This is a genomic window from Halobacillus andaensis (assembly GCF_014636475.1).
Taxonomy (GTDB): domain Bacteria; phylum Bacillota; class Bacilli; order Bacillales; family Halobacillaceae; genus Halobacillus_A; species Halobacillus_A andaensis.
On record NZ_BMEL01000001.1, the window covers coordinates 811926 to 828996 of the forward strand.

The 17071-nt window shown below is 40.0% G+C and carries 19 protein-coding genes; 6 read left to right on the top strand and 13 right to left on the bottom strand.

All coding sequences use genetic code 11. The features are described 5' to 3' along the window. Window positions 1-35 precede the first annotated feature (35 nt). The 5 genes from cyoE to glsA form a co-directional block, all read right to left on the bottom strand. Entirely contained in the window at window positions 36-971 is a 936-nt protein-coding gene (gene cyoE, locus IEV27_RS04210; protein WP_188376806.1) for a heme o synthase, read from the bottom strand. A gap of 342 nt (window positions 972-1313) precedes the next feature. Continuing rightward, entirely contained in the window at window positions 1314-4754 is a 3441-nt protein-coding gene (gene pyc / locus IEV27_RS04215; protein WP_188376196.1) for a pyruvate carboxylase, read from the bottom strand. Next, entirely contained in the window at window positions 4742-5932 is a 1191-nt protein-coding gene (locus IEV27_RS04220; protein WP_188376197.1) for an FtsW/RodA/SpoVE family cell cycle protein, read from the bottom strand. Before IEV27_RS04220 ends, pyc begins: the two co-directional genes overlap by 13 nt. A gap of 167 nt (window positions 5933-6099) precedes the next feature. After that, window positions 6100-6381: an Fpa/YlaN family protein gene (locus IEV27_RS04225; protein WP_373868064.1), complete on the bottom strand. Its 282-nt coding sequence runs from the start codon at window positions 6379-6381 to the stop codon at window positions 6100-6102. Window positions 6382-6465: 84 nt separating this feature from the next. Next, window positions 6466-7398 (bottom strand): glutaminase A, encoded by a 933-nt coding sequence (gene glsA, locus IEV27_RS04230; protein WP_188376198.1) that lies wholly within the window; start codon window positions 7396-7398, stop codon window positions 6466-6468. A gap of 87 nt (window positions 7399-7485) precedes the next feature. Here glsA and IEV27_RS04235 point away from each other — a divergent pair, with 87 nt between their 5' ends. Both IEV27_RS04235 and IEV27_RS04240 read left to right on the top strand, forming a co-directional pair. Beyond that, window positions 7486-7980, top strand: a complete 495-nt coding sequence (locus IEV27_RS04235; protein ID WP_188376199.1) for a hypothetical protein — start codon at window positions 7486-7488, stop codon at window positions 7978-7980. A 171-nt stretch (window positions 7981-8151) separates the two neighbouring features. Further along, window positions 8152-8736, top strand: coding sequence for a YhcN/YlaJ family sporulation lipoprotein (locus IEV27_RS04240; RefSeq protein ID WP_188376200.1), 585 nt, complete (start codon window positions 8152-8154; stop codon window positions 8734-8736). A 28-nt stretch (window positions 8737-8764) separates the two neighbouring features. Here the strand turns inward: IEV27_RS04240 and IEV27_RS04245 are convergent, their stop codons facing one another. After that, window positions 8765-9049: a YbyB family protein gene (locus tag IEV27_RS04245; protein WP_188376201.1), complete on the bottom strand. Its 285-nt coding sequence runs from the start codon at window positions 9047-9049 to the stop codon at window positions 8765-8767. Between the two features lie 127 nt (window positions 9050-9176). Here IEV27_RS04245 and IEV27_RS04250 point away from each other — a divergent pair, with 127 nt between their 5' ends. After that, entirely contained in the window at window positions 9177-9380 is a 204-nt protein-coding gene (locus IEV27_RS04250; RefSeq protein ID WP_188376202.1) for a YlaI family protein, read from the top strand. A 39-nt stretch (window positions 9381-9419) separates the two neighbouring features. Here the strand turns inward: IEV27_RS04250 and IEV27_RS04255 are convergent, their stop codons facing one another. Further along, window positions 9420-9800, bottom strand: coding sequence for a YlaH-like family protein (locus IEV27_RS04255; RefSeq protein ID WP_188376203.1), 381 nt, complete (start codon window positions 9798-9800; stop codon window positions 9420-9422). A gap of 139 nt (window positions 9801-9939) precedes the next feature. On the opposite strand from IEV27_RS04255, the gene IEV27_RS04260 reads away from it, so the two are divergent. After that, window positions 9940-10113 carry a DUF5325 family protein gene (locus IEV27_RS04260; RefSeq protein ID WP_188376204.1) on the top strand — a complete coding sequence of 58 codons (174 nt, stop codon included), beginning with the start codon at window positions 9940-9942 and terminating at the stop codon, window positions 10111-10113. A gap of 34 nt (window positions 10114-10147) precedes the next feature. Here IEV27_RS04260 and IEV27_RS04265 read toward each other — a convergent pair whose 3' ends face one another. Then, window positions 10148-10954: an inositol monophosphatase family protein gene (locus IEV27_RS04265; RefSeq protein ID WP_188376205.1), complete on the bottom strand. Its 807-nt coding sequence runs from the start codon at window positions 10952-10954 to the stop codon at window positions 10148-10150. A gap of 94 nt (window positions 10955-11048) precedes the next feature. Next, complete coding sequence (locus IEV27_RS04270; protein ID WP_188376206.1) at window positions 11049-11237, bottom strand: YkzI domain-containing protein; 189 nt, start codon at window positions 11235-11237, stop codon at window positions 11049-11051. Between the two features lie 178 nt (window positions 11238-11415). Here IEV27_RS04270 and IEV27_RS04275 point away from each other — a divergent pair, with 178 nt between their 5' ends. Continuing rightward, entirely contained in the window at window positions 11416-12042 is a 627-nt protein-coding gene (locus IEV27_RS04275; RefSeq protein WP_188376207.1) for a YktB family protein, read from the top strand. A gap of 462 nt (window positions 12043-12504) precedes the next feature. Here the strand turns inward: IEV27_RS04275 and IEV27_RS04280 are convergent, their stop codons facing one another. Both IEV27_RS04280 and IEV27_RS04285 read right to left on the bottom strand, forming a co-directional pair. Further along, entirely contained in the window at window positions 12505-12783 is a 279-nt protein-coding gene (locus IEV27_RS04280) for a UPF0223 family protein (RefSeq protein ID WP_188376208.1), read from the bottom strand. A 20-nt stretch (window positions 12784-12803) separates the two neighbouring features. Further along, window positions 12804-13757 (bottom strand): NAD(P)H-dependent flavin oxidoreductase, encoded by a 954-nt coding sequence (locus tag IEV27_RS04285; RefSeq protein WP_188376209.1) that lies wholly within the window; start codon window positions 13755-13757, stop codon window positions 12804-12806. A 151-nt stretch (window positions 13758-13908) separates the two neighbouring features. On the opposite strand from IEV27_RS04285, the gene IEV27_RS04290 reads away from it, so the two are divergent. Then, window positions 13909-15378: an aminotransferase class I/II-fold pyridoxal phosphate-dependent enzyme gene (locus IEV27_RS04290; protein ID WP_188376210.1), complete on the top strand. Its 1470-nt coding sequence runs from the start codon at window positions 13909-13911 to the stop codon at window positions 15376-15378. Window positions 15379-15432: 54 nt separating this feature from the next. Here the strand turns inward: IEV27_RS04290 and IEV27_RS04295 are convergent, their stop codons facing one another. Further along, the gene (locus tag IEV27_RS04295; RefSeq protein ID WP_188376211.1) at window positions 15433-15543 is read right to left on the bottom strand and encodes a GapA-binding peptide SR1P; all 111 of its coding nucleotides are present in this window, start codon (window positions 15541-15543) and stop codon (window positions 15433-15435) included. A gap of 601 nt (window positions 15544-16144) precedes the next feature. Next, on the bottom strand, window positions 16145-16978 hold the full coding sequence (locus IEV27_RS04300) for a polysaccharide deacetylase family protein (RefSeq protein ID WP_188376212.1): 834 nt from the start codon (window positions 16976-16978) through the stop codon (window positions 16145-16147). Window positions 16979-17071 lie beyond the last annotated feature (93 nt).

A 17071-nucleotide genomic window follows, 5' to 3' on the forward strand; every position in this document is an offset into this window, starting at 1 on the left:
ACCAGCTCATGAGTTCATTTCATGAGCTAGTTACATTAATAAAAAAACGGCAGTGTAACTAATACCATTGTTAAAAATAGGATGGTCAAATAGTTAAGAGAATAAACGAACATCCATGTTGCCCACTTATAGTCATCTTTCATAAAGAAGCCAGCGATTCCTAAGATCAGCCAACCTAAGGATAAAGTAAATGCGATGACTAAAAATATACTGCCCAGTGACGCTAGATAAATCGGTAAAGGCAGCAGACAAGCCACGTAAATCACAATTTGACGCTTCGTCATTTGAAAACCATGGACAACTGGCAGCATAGGAATTCCTGCTGCTTTATATTCATCCTTCTTCTTCATAGCTAGCGCTAAGAAGTGAGGTGTTTGCCAGATAAACATGATTAGAAACAAAATAATTGCTTCTAATTGTAAACTAGGTTCAATGGCGGCCCATCCAATTAAAGGGGGCACCGCACCTGAGAAGCTTCCAATAACTGTGTTAATGGTATATTTCCTCTTAGACCACATCGTATACAGAACAACGTAGATAAACCAACCAGCTGCTCCCAATAAAGCTGCAGGTATTGTTGTGAAGGATAAGACAACGACCCCAGCTGCTGAAACACCAATTCCCATCCATTTAATAACATCAAGAGGAATAGATCCTGTTACGGTTGGTCTGCTTTCTGTTCTAGACATTAAAGGATCGATGTCTCTATCATACCAGTTATTTAAAATACAGCCACCAGCAATTACGAAAGCGGTTCCGAACATTGTCAGCAGGAAGGTTAACCACTGATCAGTAAAACTGGCTCCCGTATAATATAAAGCTAGCCAAAAGCCAGTAAAAGTCGTAATTAAATTAGAATTTATAATCCCAACTTTAATCAAACTTTTAATATCAGCTAGTAATGAAGTTTCACGTACAGTCGAATTCATGACCTGTGTAGCCGGCGTGTCAACTGTTCTAGGATTGTCCATAGACATATCTTCCCTCCTTCTCCTGCTTGCTGAAACTTTCAGTACAAAGCATTCTTTGTTTCTTGTAAAATTTGTAACACAGTCAAGAAACATCAAAATAATTGTATCACGTTATCATGTTTCTATCTATTTCTACATTACAATTTTATTTTTTTGTGACAAAATTGTGAAGCTCCTAAAAGACTCATACCTATATATTTCTAGCAAATATATAGAAGCATTGCAAGAGCTTTTGTAATAAACATTGTTCTTTCTATGTATTACTCAGAGGCTATTCCAAATGAACCACATAAAAGCCCGTACCACCATAACCAGCGGTACGGGTGCTTACCTTCTCGTGCATTACTCGAATTCAATCAGTAAGTCGCCGACATGAATCGCTTCATTGTTGTGAATATATATATTTTTAATGACTCCATCAAAAGGAGCTTGCACAGTTGTTTCCATCTTCATCGCCTCTGTAATCATGAGGTGATCGCCTTTCTTCACTTCTTCCCCTTTTTCAGTGATTACTTTTATAACTGTCCCCGGCATACTAGCTCCGATGTGTTTCTCGTTTGTTTTATCTGCTTTTGGACGTTCCTCAACCGTAGAAGTGATATTTTTATCTTTAATAACTACTTCACGAGGCTGCCCATTCAGTTCAAAATAAACCGTCCGTGTACCATCTTTTTGAGCTTCACCAATGGACACGAGCTTAACAATTAACGTTTTCCCTTGTTCAATCTCTACTTCAATCTCTTCTCCTAATCGCATCCCGTAAAAGAACGTCGGGGTATCAAGTACAGACATGTCGCCGAACTCTTCCGTGAATTTTTGATAATCCATAAAAACTTTAGGATACAACGCATGACTGATCATATCAAAGCTGGTCACTTGCCTTCCGAGCTTATGAAACAGTGTTTCTTGAAGATCTTTAAAGTCTACAGGATCTAAAAGTTCGCCGGGCCTTACATGAATAGGCTCTCTTCCCTTTAAAATAATACGTTGAAGTTCAGCTGGGAACCCTTCATAAGGCTGCCCTAAATAACCTTGAAACAACTCAACGACACTGTCAGGAAAGGCTAATGAATCACCGCGATCATAAATATCATCTTCATTCAAATCATTTTGCACCATAAATAATGCCATGTCGCCAACGACTTTAGAAGATGGTGTAACCTTTACAATGTCTCCAAACATATCGTTGACTCGGCGATACATATGTTTCACTTCGTCCCAGCGATGTGAAAGTCCAACGGCTTTCGCCTGCTGCTGCAGGTTACTATATTGTCCACCAGGCATCTCATGATGATACACTTCTGTATGAGGTGCCATCATACCGCTTTCAAAGTCCGCATAATGTTTTCTTGTATCCTCCCAGTAGTGACCTAACTTTTCGAAAGAAGAAATATCCATGCGTGGCTTGCGACTTTTACCTTCCATGGCATAGTACAAGCTATTCGCACTCGGCTGGGAAGTCAGACCTGCCATGGAGCCCGTGGCTACGTCCACTACATCCACACCCGCCTCAATGGCACGTGCATAAGTGAAAATTCCATTCCCGCTTGTATCGTGCGTATGAAGGTGAATCGGTATATCAATCGTTTCTTTCAAGGTTGAGATCAATTGATAAGCTGCTTCTGGCTTTAACAGTCCCGCCATATCTTTAATCCCTAAAATATGAGCTCCTGATTGTTGCAATTCTTTGGCTACATTTTGATAATACTTCAAATCATATTTCGGTCTTGTAGCATCCAAAATATCGCCTGTATAGCACATTGCCGCCTCTGCTACTTTATTGTTTTCCCGAACAGCATTAATGGTCAGTTTCATGCCTTCCACCCAATTTAAGCTGTCGAAAATTCTAAATACATCAATTCCAGCATTGGAGCTTTTTTCGACAAACTCTCGAATTAAGTTGTCAGGATAATTCTTATAACCAACAGCATTAGAAGCCCTTAGCAGCATTTGAAATAGAATATTTGGAGCTTTCTCCCTTAGCTTTAATAGTCTTTCCCAAGGGTCTTCATTCAAGAACCTATAGGATACATCAAAAGTAGCTCCTCCCCACATTTCCAAAGAGAATAAGTCAGGAGATAGACGTGCTGTTGGTTCTGTGATGGTCTGTAAGTCTTTCGTCCTTACCCGCGTAGCTAGTAAAGACTGGTGGGCATCCCTAAAGGTCGTGTCCGTAAGAAGCACATCGTTTTGTTGTTTAAGCCATTCAGCTAACCCTTCAGGTCCCTGTTCATCTAATATTTGCTTCGTACCATCAGGTATTTTATTAGAATGCTTTACACTTGGAATACGAGGTGTAGGAATCGTCGGTTTTTTGCGGCTTCCTTTACCTTCAAATCCATTAATGGTGCGATCAGCAATATAAGTTAACATTTTCGTTCCCCGGTCTTTTCGTTTTGGAAAAACAAAAAGCTCAGGAGAGCGATCAATAAAGGTCGTATTGTATTCCCCAGATAAGAATTGGTTATGCTGAATCACGTTTTCTAAGAAAGGTATGTTCGTTTTAATCCCACGGATACGAAACTCTTTTAAGTTTCTCACCATTTTATGTGCAGACTGGTCAAAGCTTAGGGCCCACGTAGATAATTTCACCAATAATGAATCGTAGTATGGAGAAATGACAGCGCCCTGGAATCCATTTCCGGCATCCAGACGCACCCCGAAACCGCCCCCGCTGCGATAAGCCATGATCTTGCCTGTATCAGGCATAAAATTGTTTAACGGATCTTCTGTCGTAACACGCGATTGAATGGCAAAACCATGCGTTTGAATATCTTCTTGTTTTGGAATGGATATAGGCTTCGTATGTAAATTGTATCCTTCCGCAATCATAATTTGAGATTGAACGATGTCCACACCAGTAATCATTTCTGTAATCGTATGCTCAACTTGAACACGAGGGTTTACTTCGATGAAATAAAATTCATCCCCGGTTACTAAGAATTCAACTGTGCCAGCGTTCACATATTTAATATTATCCATTAGTTTTACAGCTGCATCACAAATTTCTTCTCTTAAAGCATCGCTTAGAGATACGCTTGGTGCAACTTCAACCACTTTCTGGTGACGACGCTGTACAGAACAGTCTCTTTCAAATAGGTGAATGACATTGCCATCAAAATCCCCTAAGATTTGTACTTCAATGTGTTTAGGTTCTTCAATTAATTTTTCTACGTACACATCATCACTGCCAAAAGCTGCTTTAGCTTCTGACCGGGCTCGGTCGTATCCATCTTGAAGGGCGTCTTCACTTCGAACAATACGCATCCCCCGGCCTCCGCCGCCCATGGCTGCTTTAATCATAATTGGAAAGCCATGTTCTTTTCCAAATGTCCGGATTTCCTCTAATCCTACCGGACCGTCTGTTCCTGGAATAACTGGAATATCTGCTGCTATTGCTTGCTCTCTAGCCTTCACCTTATCGCCAAACATGTCTAAATGCTGACTTGTAGGACCAATAAATGTGATTCCTTCTTCTTCACACCTTCTAGCAAAATGGATATTCTCTGATAAGAATCCATACCCCGGGTGAATCGCATCGACATCGACACTTTTAGCAATTTCAATGATTCCTTCAATATCTAAATACGCATCAATCGGCTTTTTCCCTTCACCTACTAAATACGCTTCGTCAGCTTTATACCTATGGTAAGAACCTGTGTCCTCTTGAGAATAAACAGCTACAGTACGAATATTTAACTCAGTGCAAGCTCGAAATACACGGATCGCAATTTCACCACGATTGGCTACAAGAACTTTATTGATCTTTTTTAATTCTGCCATGATTTCACTCCTTGATTATTTGTACGATGAACAGGCTGTCTAATCGGTTCATACGTTTTTTGTTTCTCTGTTTCTTTTGCTTTTACACTTCTTGCTACATTATTTAATACACCTAATGAAAGCATCATGATAAGCAGCGAGGACCCACCATAGCTGACTAAAGGAAGCGGCACACCTGTAATTGGCAAGAGTCCACTCATAGCCCCCAGGTTAATGAAAGACTGGATAGCGAACATCGAGGATATGCCCAGCGCCAATAAGGCTCCAAATGGATCTTTACACTTCCACGATATATATAACCCTCTTAAAATAATCAATGCAAGTAAACCTACCGTGATAATAACACCTAAGAATCCTAGTTCTTCAGCAATCACAGCCATTATAAAATCTGTGTGAGGTTCGGGTAAATAGCCTAACTTTTGGACACCTTGTCCAAGGCCTTCTCCCAGAAGTCCGCCAGTACCTATCGCTACATAAGACTGAATGAGATGGTAACCGTCGGCGTCCGGAGTGTTAAAAGGTTCATAAGCTCCTGTGAAGCGTTCAATCCTCTCATCCGTTATCATTTGTGTAGCAGCCAGAATGAGAACACTTCCGGTTACCGCACTTAAGATGAGGATGTGTTTCCATCTAATTCCTGAACTCATTATTACTACAGCAGCTATCATCCCTATTACGGCAGCTGACCCTATATCCGGTTGAAGAACGATTAACGAAAGCAGAAACCCAGTTACGATTAAAGGTGGCATGACCGCCTTCGTAAAATCCTCTATGTAACTTTGTTTCTTAGCATATACAGAAGCTAAGTAAATAATTAAGCCTAACTTGGCAAACTCTGATGGCTGAAAATTCATAAACCCGAGGTTATACCAGGATTGTGCGTTATTAACAGTGGTCCCAAAGAAAAACAATCCTCCTAACGAAACTACCATTAACAACACTAATAATTTAGCCATCCTCTTTAAGTGCCGATAAGGAAAAATAGAGCCGAGCACCATAAGTATAATCCCAATGGAAACCCATTGGAGCTGCTTAAATAAGTAATGGTTGCTATCCACGTTAAATCGTACCGGGCCATACACCATACTCGCGCTGTAGACCATTACAGTCCCAAACAGCACTAATGCTATGGGGGCGAACAACAAAGTGAAGTCATAGGTTTTTAATCGCTGTATCATAATTATTCATCCCTACTAACATATTAAATTCTTGTTCCATCGTGCGATCTCCTTCTTTTTTTGTCACAATTTCTATTCTAGTTTAATAGATTTCTACTAAACCCTACACATTTTTGTATAAAAAAACTCAAACCGCAACATAAAATGTCGCAATTTGAGTTTGTCTGTCACGAATTTTGCGCTGCTTCATGCAAGACATTCAGTTGCTTTTCTAAATTATCTAAAATCGACTTGCCTTCTTCTTCACTGATTAGATCCAGTCGAACTGCGAAATGAATTTCGCGCGAAAGACCGAACATTTGTGTATCTAATACTTCTTCATATAATGGACATTGAGGCATAGTTAAGTTATCCATTTGAACTTTAATTAATCGCAATATTTTATCGGCGTCAGCTTTTAGAAGGGCATAGGCCTTTTCACGGTGATCCACAGCCACATCAGACAACATCAAGATCCCCTCCGTTTACATTCTATCTTTTATTAATAGTATCGTTTTGTGCAAAAAAATGCAACAACTGAATGGAGGAACACATCAAAAGATAGACAAGTCGTAACGATTTGATAAAATCTCTAATAATTTTAACCCAACGACACTGTTTCCTTTTTCGTCCAAGGCCGGTCCATATACTGCAATTCCTCCGAAGCCGTTTAACGAAGCCATCACCCCGCCTGCAACTCCGCTTTTCGCGGGGAGACCGACTTTAATAGCGAAAGAACCAGAAGCGTCATACATGCCGCAGGTCACCATAAACGTTTTACAAATTCGGGCAAAGTGTTTAGGTATAATCTGGCGGTTGGAGTGCAGATCCCGCCCTTCGTTCGCAAATAAGGCTCCTATTCGTGAAAGCTGCTTTACATTAACATCGATTGAACACTGTTTAGTATATACATCTAACGTCTCCTCAATATCCCCTGAAACGACGTCATGCTGTTTTAAGTAATATAGAAGAGAGCGGTTTAAAAACGCAGACTCAAATTCTGAATTCGCCACCTCTTCATTAACTCCAATCGAATGGTCATCTGTCATATCATGAATAAAACTCAACAGTCGTCCCACTTTTTCATTAGCGTTTTCCCCGCGGATCATATTAGATACTGCTAATGCTCCTGCATTAATCATCGGGTTTAGTGGTTTAGAGGGCCGGTGCTGCTCTAAACGATAAATGGAATGAAAAGGATCACCGGATGGTTCCATACCGACTCTTGCAAATACGTATTCTTCTCCGTTGTCTATTAGTGCGAGCGCTAAGGAAATGACTTTTGATATGCTCTGTAATGTAAAACAACTGTCTGTGTTTCCCGCTTGAACACATTCCCCATCTAAGTAATGGATGGAAACAGCTAATTGGTGGGGATCGCGTGATGACAAGGCAGGTATATAATCGGCCACATGGCCATCTTCTGCATATTCTCTAACATTGTCTAACCAACTTTCTAAAGTAGGTCTTTCTATTTTATCTTTCATTTTTAAAAACTCCTTTTAATGAAATCGTCATCATTTTTTGCTATCCTTTGAATTGTACATATTTAATTTAGAAAGGTGGCTGTCCCTTTGATCGTTCAAATACAAGGAAACGTCAAATTCCCCATAACCTTAGATCCAACGGTCTGGATTTTCGATGATCGTAAACAAAGCTTTGAGGAGGTATTTCATCCAGAGAGCGTGGAACAAGACAACGAAGCTGAGGAAGAGTTAAAAAGAAAGTCTCAGCGTTTTGACCGTGAAGTGTATCAACAGAAGTTAAATCCTCCCGTTAACAAAAGCTTACACCGTAAAGAAAAAGAAAGAATATTAACTGAATCGTTTATGATGCCTATTAAGCCATTCATCCACACGAGCGAACCAGATCCATCCGTTTCAAAAGCTGTTCTTATCACGGAAAATGGTGAACATACGCTTCAGGCTGACCGTTTTGCTGAGGGATTATTATTATTCTCAAAAGACGGCAAACCATTAAAAGAAGATGGTCCGGTTCACCTCTATTTCACTGATGAAGGGGATCAGCAAGAACCCATTAAAGGGATAAGGAAAATCATTTTCCAATAAGCGATGATACTTTTTGATTCGTTGATAAATGATTCTTCCATCAACAAATTTGCTTAACAGAGCTTTCCAATAAAATATATTCCCCCTTAAAGAGACAGCTGCTAAAGCTGTCTTTTTTGTATAAATGCACTAGAACTTCGCAAACTATACAAAAAGAAGCGAGGGTTTCCAATGAAATTAGTTATACTCTTAGGAGGAATTCTTTTTCTTGCCGCTTGTCAGCAGCAAGGCGGAGATTCACTATTACAGGAAAAACCAAAAAATACAGATACTAAAATGCAGTATGTTACCAATTCTGACCCCGTTGAACCGGAAAAGAAAACGACTCAGGAAACAGCAAGACATTTGGCTAAGCTAGCCGTTGAAGTTCCTGATGTTCACGATGCAACTTCCGTAGTTGTAGGAAATTACGCTGTCGTAGGAATTGATGTCGATAAAGACCTTGATCGTTCACGGGTAGGCGTTATCAAATACTCAGTAGCTGAAGCCTTGAAAGATGATCCCGACGGCAGAAATGCGTTAATCGTCGCTGACGCTGACGGGGTAGAGCGTATAAGAGACTTAGGTGAAAAAATGTCGGAAGGTCATCCCGTGGAAGGGATCACTGATGAACTAAGCCAAATCATTGCCCGTTATTTACCGGAGGGCCCAATTAGAGAAGTTCCAACCGACGATGATCAAAGTAAAGAATCTGTTCCTGATGAAGATCAACAGGATATGGATGAGATCCAAAAAGAGCAATCCTCTGATCAATAAGTGAAAAACAGCTAAATCCTTAAAGGATTTAGCTGTTACTTTTTTCAATAATTTCTCGCTCTTTTTCAGTTAAATCATTATAGTATTGTACGCCAAATTGTGAACCTTCAGAAACCATTTTTGCGTTTTCGTTATCAGATAACTCCGGTTGACCAGCTTCTTCAATCGGCATGTCGTCACCTTTACTGAAACGTCCTTGTAATGATTTTGCTTTATCAACCACTTGTTGTCGCTTTGATTCATCCTTCATAAAATAAGCAGCTGCACCACCTGCTGCCGCTCCTATTGCTGAAATAATCCAACGCTTTCTCACACTATCATCCTTTCTTTAACTACTTATGATAAAGTGTTCCCCTAACCTATTTAATTAAAACCTGAAATGCGTCTTTCGGTTATTCATGATATGATATGGATAAGAACTATAGAAAGAGGTGATCCTCATGCGTGTGAAATGTGTACTTTGTGATTCTATTGAGACGATCGACAGCTACTGCCTGCAGGCTAAACGACTTCGCAATCGCAAGATCACCACTTATATGTGTCCTTCCTGCCATGAGAGAATAAAAACAAATACTGAAAAACGGATTAATTCTGGTCAGTTTCAATTCCGCCGTGAAATAAAAAAAGAAAAACACTTAAATTAAACGAAACCCCCAATACCATAGAGATGGATTGGGGGTTTCTTATGACTGTTGATCAGATTGACGAGCACCTCGTTCTTTATGTAGTCGTAACCTATAGATCCCTAGAATTAGTGCGGCTACTACTAAGCTCTCAGCCACAGGTAAATTTAAGCCAAGTATTAATGTTAAAAAGAACGTACCGATGATGAGTACAGTATAAACCACTATATTTTTTAATAGAGGAAGCTTTCTGGCAAAACCTAATTTAAATGTAATAACCGCTAACGTCACGGTCACAAGATACAATCCAAAAAATGAACGAAAAAGTACAGCCACTTCTCCCTCGTCATTTAGATTAACTTCGCTCCCTAAACCGCTAAAAAACAAATCAGCAATCGGCCATAAATCCACTGGCACTTCTAATGTTGACATATCTGTCATGATGTCCCCCCTAACTTCGACAACTTTTCTTCTCACATCATACTAAATGTAACGTTTTTACGCCACCTTATAAAAATGTCAACAATCGTTTTCATCTTACATGATTTCATTTATAATGAGCAATAGTAGGGGTGAAATCATGAAAAATATTAATTTGAACTCAATATTGCTGGCTTTCTTCGTAATCCTGGCATTTATATCTGTTGGATTTGCACTTGGCCAGGAAGTTTTCTGGTTAGCTTTTCTATTCCTATTAGCAGGATTTGGTTTAATGGGATTCGGCATTTCTAAAAAGAAACGACAGGAAACCTAAAAAAAACGCTGATTTCTATCAGCGTTTTTTTAGGTTATTTTTTTAGTTCAACGTATTGATCTATAATCTCTTTATGGATGTCGGGATGACTGGCTAACACAGTCGTCTTATTAAGCATGTCCAGCTCTTGACCATCTGCCGTAGTTACAAGCCCCCCCACTTCGTTCACAATAATCTTCCCCGCAGCAATATCCCAAGGCATCAACGTCATCGTTAAGTAACCATCAAGCACACCTTCAGCTACATAAGCAAATTCTAAAGCGGCTGAACCGTAAGAGCGTGTACTGCGAATCCGCTTAACTAGCTCTTCTACCCCTTTATGTTCAATATGAGGGTTCTCAGGAATTAACCAAGAAGTATTTAATGCTAATATCGATTGTTCCATTGATCGTTCATTCATTAATTTAAGAGGCTCATCGTTTTTAAAAGCACCTTGTCCACGTACCGCTGTGTACAGAGCTCCTGCCATAACATCATAAATGATCCCGATTTGCCCAACACCTTCCTCATAGATACCAACGGAAATAGCAAAGTTCCGTTTTTGGTGAACAAAATTCATGGTTCCATCGATGGGGTCGACAATCCAAACAATTCCTTTTAAATCTTGGATGTCATCTCCAAACCCTTCCTCACCGAATAATCGATGTTCCGGAAACTCGTTTCGAATACTCTCCGCAAAGAATTTTTCTGTGCTTTGATCCATTTCTGTTACTAAATCATTAGGGTTCGATTTAGTTTCAATGGTTCGAGGTTCATGAATTTTTTCTTTAATTCGCTGCCCTGCTTCATATACAAAGTCTTTCGCTTTTTCAAATAAATGTTCTCTTGTTTGACTCTCCATAGACTAGATTGACTCCTTCTCGTATGGTATCCCTCTATCTTAGCAGAAATTGGGTGTATTAAACAAAAAAAGAGCAGCCTTTAGTCGGTGCTCTTTATTCAGACCATTCCATCAGCTGCTTATGAAGCTCTGACAACCTCATTTTACATTTATCCATTTGCTCCTTGTCCTCCGCTATCATAGCATCATGCAAGGAAACCAGTTCATAATCAATTTCCATGCGGATTACGGGGAGCCTCTCTTCAGCTTCTCTTTTACGTAATGCCTCCATAACGTGTTTCACTGGTCTTTCCTCCCTTTTTCCATCCATAATTATATATATGACCATAAGCTCCTGAAGTTTCGATAAGATTACTTATTTATAACCCAATTTCGCATGTCTGAAACCTGCAAAACACATTACTTAATGGCAGCTCTGACTTATGGTAAAATTCTGTGTAGAATAAATAGGAGTTGAGTTTATGAGTGAGTTTAATGGATTTACGCAGCAAGATTTTGATGTTTTTTCTATTGATGGACTTGAAGACAGAATGGAAGCCCTTCGAGGGAATATCTCCCCTAAATTAGAAGCGGTTGCTACTGAATTAGCTCCTGATCTTACAGCTATGACGGGAGATGAAATGTTTGCACATGTAGCTAAACACGCGAGACGGACCACAAATCCTCCGAACGATACATGGGCTGCGCTTGCCGCAAATAAGAGAGGCTATAAGAAGCTTCCTCATTTTCAAATCGGCATGTGGGGGACCCACGTTTTCGTCTGGTTTGCAGTGATTTATGAGAGCCCGATTAAAGAAGACTTTGCAAAAACACTGCTTAAAAACCAAGAAGAAGTTCAGTCCATTGTTCCAGACGAATTTGTGTGGTCACTTGATCATACTAAGCCAGACACCATCCCACACAACGAAGTAGATGATGAAAAATTAACTCAAATGCTCGATCGATTAAAAACAGTTAAAAAAGCTGAACTTCTTTGCGGCATTACGCTTGATCGAGACGATGAACGTCTTCAAGACGGCCAGCGCTTTATTGACTTGTGCCGCAATACGTTTGAAACATTACTGCCACTCTACCGTTATACAAAATAAAAAAAGAGCCATATCGGCTCTTCAGGCTATTGAAAAAGCTTAGACGAATATATTAGGATAATGAGATGTGATTCCTTCATATTTGTCTGGTGAAAAGGAACAGGAAAAAAGCGCCGCTTTCCGCGGGGCAAGACGGAAAGTCTCCTCGGTCTGCGACCTCCGGGGCCTCTCCTGTCTGCTCGTCCCGCAGGAGTCGTCACTTTTTCCGTTCCTTTTATCAAATTAGGCTTTGGAACCATCGTAGAATGAATGAGCTGTAGGAAACAGCGAAACTCCTATGGGAGATACGAATAAGGGGTGACCCCGGAAGGCATAAGCCTGAGGAGGCACACCATTCGCCCATGGAAAGGGAGTCGTTTCCTAAAACCCTTTATTCTATCGAAGGAAAAAAACTTACACGTACGTAAAAAATTAAACAAACCTAAAGTTTCTCTACAAGCTGAAGAGCCATATTGGCTCTTTTTATTTATTCATCTTTACTCGCTGCCCTTCAGACAGTTCTCTCGCTCTTTTAACCGTTCGATAACAGGAATACCCAGACTCTTTTTCAAACTGCCCGCATAACTGCTTCTCTTCACTTTTTGACGGAACAATTTGTTTGAATCGCGTATAGGCCATCATGAGATCTTCCTTCTTTACAATGCCTTCATAAGCTTGTTCAACCATTGAATAAAAGTTTACGACATCAATGATTTCTTCTTTCGTCCAAAACGCTTCATCTATTGGATATTGATAACTCATATTGTCACTTCCTTTGATTATTAGCTCCAACTTGTACGAATAGATTCTGCCTCTTTAATGATTCGCTCAAATAATTCGTTCACCGTTGGGACGTCATGGATACGAGCTGCCACTTGCCCAGCCCAGCCAAATCCATGTTCTTCTCCATTATAAATGTATTTTTTATTCGTTTCTCCACTGACATACGGACGCAAAAATTCATAGCCTGGCTGATTTTTTTCATATTCTACAATTTGTTCCGTCCATTGGTTCTTCAATGCCCTGGCAGGCGCTCCTAATGAACGTTTTATCACAATTGTAGAATTTTCATCCGCTTCAATTAAAGCATTTTTATACCTTTGATGAGCATGCCCACATTCTTTCGTTGCGATAAATCGCGTCCCCATTTCAATGCCTTCCGCTCCTAATGCTAAAGCAGCCATGAGACCTTTCCCATCCCCAATCCCTCCTGATGCAATAACAGGGATTTTTACTGCTTCTGAAACTTGTGGTGTTAATACAAACGTACTCACATCTTCTCTGCCAATGTGACCGCCGCCTTCTTGTCCAACCACCATTACAGCATCTGCACCTAACTTTTCTGCTTTGATCGCTTGCCTTTTCGCAGCTACAAGAACCAGCGTTTTAATTCCAGTTCCTTCTACCATTTCTAAAAGAGGTTGAGGATTCCCCCCTGTAATGGATATAGCAGGTACTTTTTCATCAATGGCCGCTTGAACCATAGACTGAAATGGTCTTCCATGCTGCCCAATAGCAAAATTCACTCCAAAAGGTTTGGAGGTTAATGAGCGTACATTATGTATTTCTTCACGCAATTGTACTTCATTCTTCATGCTCATCGCCGTAATTTGACCTAACCCACCGGCATTTGAAACAGCTGAAGCCAATTCACTATAAGCTAAGTGAGCTAACCCCCCTTGTATGACCGGGTATTCAATATCCAGCAAATCCGTCACCCTTGTTTCCCACTTCATACGATTCACCTTCCTTTTTCATCAGTTTATCATCTAGTAAAAAAACTAGCCACAGTATGAGAACTCTGCTATAATTCATGTGCTTTTATACGTGACATAGCAAAATATCAAAAGCAATAAAAAGCTTGATTTTATAAAGAGGTGGACCACGATGGACCAAAATAAAACGCCTTTGTTTTCGGGGCTTAAACAACATATTGAAAAAAAGCCTGTACAATTTCACATTCCTGGCCATAAGCAAGGGAAAGGAATGGATAGCGAATTCGCTTCTTTTATGGGAAGCCAGTCATTAGCGATCGATTTAATTAATATTGAACCATTAGATGACCTGCATCATCCTCATGGGTTAATTAAGGAAGCGCAGACACTTGCAGCAGAAGCCTTTGGAGCCGATTACACATTTTTCTCCGTACAAGGCACTTCTGGTGCCATCATGACAATGGTAATGAGTGTCTGCCACCCCGGTGATAAAATTATTGTTCCAAGAAATGTTCATAAATCTGTGACCTCCGCTATTATTTTCTCAGGCGCCATTCCTATTTTTGTTCATCCTGCTTTAGATGATCAATTAGGAATATCTCATGGTATAACACCCGCCGCTGTTAAACATGCTTGCGAGGCTCACCCTGATGCCAAAGCTGTACTTGTGATCAATCCGACGTATTTTGGTGTTACTGCTGATTTAAAACAAATTGTTAACATTGCCCACGGCTATGACATGCCTGTTCTTGTTGATGAAGCCCACGGCGTTCATATCCATTTTCACGAAAGGCTCCCAGCGTCAGCAATGCAAGCTGGGGCAGATTTAGCAGCTACAAGTGTACACAAACTTGGAGGTGCCTTAACGCAAAGCTCCGTATTGAATTTAAAAGAAGGATATGTATCTCATGAACGAGTGCAGTCGGTGCTTTCCATGTTAACGACCACTTCTACTTCTTACCTTCTTCTTGCCTCTCTTGACACCGCGCGAAGGCATTTAGCGATGAATGGTAAAGAAATGATTGAACAGACGCTGAATTTAGCAGACGAAGCACGATACAAAATAAATGAGATCCCTGGCTTATATTGCGTTGGAGAAGAAATAATAGGAACACCAGCCACTTTCGATTATGACCCGACAAAGCTTATTATTTCTGTTAAAGAATTAGGGATTACTGGCTATGATGTAGAGGTTTGGTTAAGGAAGCATTATCACATTGAAGTAGAGCTGTCCGATCTATATAACATCCTCTGCATTATTACCTCAGGGGACTCCAAACGTGAACTCACTCTGTTGGTAGAAGCGCTCACTCACTTAGCTGGTGAAGCTAAACGTGATTTGGAAGTGGATAACATGAAAGTAAATGTGCCAGAAATCCCGCTCCTTGCTTTATCACCAAGAGAAGCGTTTTATGCTTCTACGGAAACAGTTCCCTTTGCCCGATCTGTCGGTCGGATCAGCGCTGAATTTTTGATGGTCTACCCCCCCGGTATCCCAATCTTCATTCCAGGAGAAATCATCACCCAGGACAATATTGACTACATCAATGAAAACATTGCTGCTGGATTGCCTGTTCAAGGATTAGAAGATGACACACTTGAAACGATTCAAGTGATTAAAGAACATAGAGCTTTTAAATAACTGCACAAGCAAAAGGCTCTCCAATGATTTTCATTGGAGAGCCTTTTTTAAGTACTACTTTTTAGGTTGGTTGCAAGAAGGACATTTACTGTAAAGAGTAGACACTTTTTCGTTTTCATAATGTTCAATTACCTTTTGACACCCTTGACAAACAATTGTACCCATTTTTACATCCCATCCTTTACGTTTTGTATTCGCTTTCACTGTACATTTATTTTAATATGTCACATTAAAAATTACAACCCCTTTAGTATAACTTTTTATAAAATGTGTCATACTAATTAGTTGGTCTAATTCAATATATGAAATTCATTTTAAAAAAAGAACGGCTATACCCCGTTCTTTTCTAGCTTCTTGAGAAACCATCGTTTTCTCTTTTAGCTCGAAAGTATAAGCATTCCTTGCATGATCAAGAGGAAAGAGTTTTAGGAAACGACTCCCTTTCCAAGGGTGAAAGGTGTGCCTCCTCAGGCTTATCAGCCCTCCGGGGTCACACCTTATTCGTCACCCCCTTAGGAGTCTTCCCGTTTCCTAAAACCCTTTTTTCGATAATTAATCACTAGATCCAGTGGCGTTTAAGAGGTCTTTTTCCCCAAGGCTCCGTGATCCAGTGGTTCCAAGAGGCTCTTTTGATTAAAAGGAACGGAAAGCGTCGATTTTTCTTGTTCCTTTTTCTTCAGATTCTAATAAAGGAACCATGTGATACTATGTGTACATCCATCCAAAGCTTTTTCAACAGAAAAAAGAACGGCTATACGCCGTTCTTTTACTCATCGATTTTAATAAGTTTAGGATCTAATAATTTATATCCTTTTTCTTTAAAACCTTCTACAATGTCTGGAATTGCTTCTGCTGTCCACTCTCGATCATGCATGAGTAAGTTTGCTCCAGGTACTAATAGTTCGGTATTAACCATAATATCAGCTAGTGCGTCAGCATCTTGATAATCAGCTTCCCAATCGTATCCGTACGTCCAGTTCATTAACAACATGCCTTCATCTTTAGCAATCTGTTCAGTCAGCTCTGTATTTTGACCAAAAGGAGCTCTAAAGAATTCGGGGCGCTCCCCAATAATCTCTTCAATTTGATCATTGAGATCTACTATTTCAGATTTCTGCTCTTCTTCCGAGATGGCTTGTAAAGAAGCGTGAGTCATCGTGTGGTTTCCAATTGCGAAACCTAAATCATGTATTTCTTTTAAAGTTTCTTTCTTCTCAGGTGTATTGATAAAATGTCCATTCACAAAGAAGATAGCCGGTGCTCCTAACTCATGGAGGGTTTCCGCCATTTCCAGCCCATGTTTGTCTGGTGCATCATCAAATGTAAGAAGAACTACTTCTTCTGAAGCATCATCGATAGGTTCAAATGCCCAAACCCTATTCATTATGTATTCCGGTTCAGCAGGGGATTCCTCTACAGCTTTTTCCTCTTCCTCTTGCTCCTCCTCACCATTATTATTTTTTTCTTTACCTTCCACATTCTCCTCTTCGTCCTCCAACACATCTTCTTGTACCTCTTCACTCTCCTCCTTATGGGCTTGACTATCACTGCACCCCGTCAAAATGATCAGTACGATAAATACATTCAAAAAACTTTTCATTGTTACCCCCCAAATTTACTAAATATGTATATTTCAATTATAGAGGAAATGTTCATTTTTCACTATCGTTTTACAAAATTTTCGTTTATAATG

Coding starts and splice junctions, on each gene's coding strand:
- cyoE (WP_188376806.1), bottom strand. CDS start 971: ATGGACAATCCTAGAACAGTTGACACGCCGGCTACACAGGTCATGAAT.
- pyc (WP_188376196.1), bottom strand. CDS start 4,754: ATGGCAGAATTAAAAAAGATCAATAAAGTTCTTGTAGCCAATCGTGGT.
- IEV27_RS04220 (WP_188376197.1), bottom strand. CDS start 5,932: ATGATACAGCGATTAAAAACCTATGACTTCACTTTGTTGTTCGCCCCC.
- IEV27_RS04225 (WP_373868064.1), bottom strand. CDS start 6,381: ATGTTGTCTGATGTGGCTGTGGATCACCGTGAAAAGGCCTATGCCCTT.
- glsA (WP_188376198.1), bottom strand. CDS start 7,398: ATGAAAGATAAAATAGAAAGACCTACTTTAGAAAGTTGGTTAGACAAT.
- IEV27_RS04240 (WP_188376200.1), top strand. CDS start 8,152: ATGAAATTAGTTATACTCTTAGGAGGAATTCTTTTTCTTGCCGCTTGT.
- IEV27_RS04250 (WP_188376202.1), top strand. CDS start 9,177: ATGCGTGTGAAATGTGTACTTTGTGATTCTATTGAGACGATCGACAGC.
- IEV27_RS04255 (WP_188376203.1), bottom strand. CDS start 9,800: ATGACAGATATGTCAACATTAGAAGTGCCAGTGGATTTATGGCCGATT.
- IEV27_RS04260 (WP_188376204.1), top strand. CDS start 9,940: ATGAAAAATATTAATTTGAACTCAATATTGCTGGCTTTCTTCGTAATC.
- IEV27_RS04265 (WP_188376205.1), bottom strand. CDS start 10,954: ATGGAGAGTCAAACAAGAGAACATTTATTTGAAAAAGCGAAAGACTTT.
- IEV27_RS04275 (WP_188376207.1), top strand. CDS start 11,416: ATGAGTGAGTTTAATGGATTTACGCAGCAAGATTTTGATGTTTTTTCT.
- IEV27_RS04280 (WP_188376208.1), bottom strand. CDS start 12,783: ATGAGTTATCAATATCCAATAGATGAAGCGTTTTGGACGAAAGAAGAA.
- IEV27_RS04285 (WP_188376209.1), bottom strand. CDS start 13,757: ATGAAGTGGGAAACAAGGGTGACGGATTTGCTGGATATTGAATACCCG.
- IEV27_RS04290 (WP_188376210.1), top strand. CDS start 13,909: ATGGACCAAAATAAAACGCCTTTGTTTTCGGGGCTTAAACAACATATT.
- IEV27_RS04295 (WP_188376211.1), bottom strand. CDS start 15,543: ATGGGTACAATTGTTTGTCAAGGGTGTCAAAAGGTAATTGAACATTAT.
- IEV27_RS04300 (WP_188376212.1), bottom strand. CDS start 16,978: ATGAAAAGTTTTTTGAATGTATTTATCGTACTGATCATTTTGACGGGG.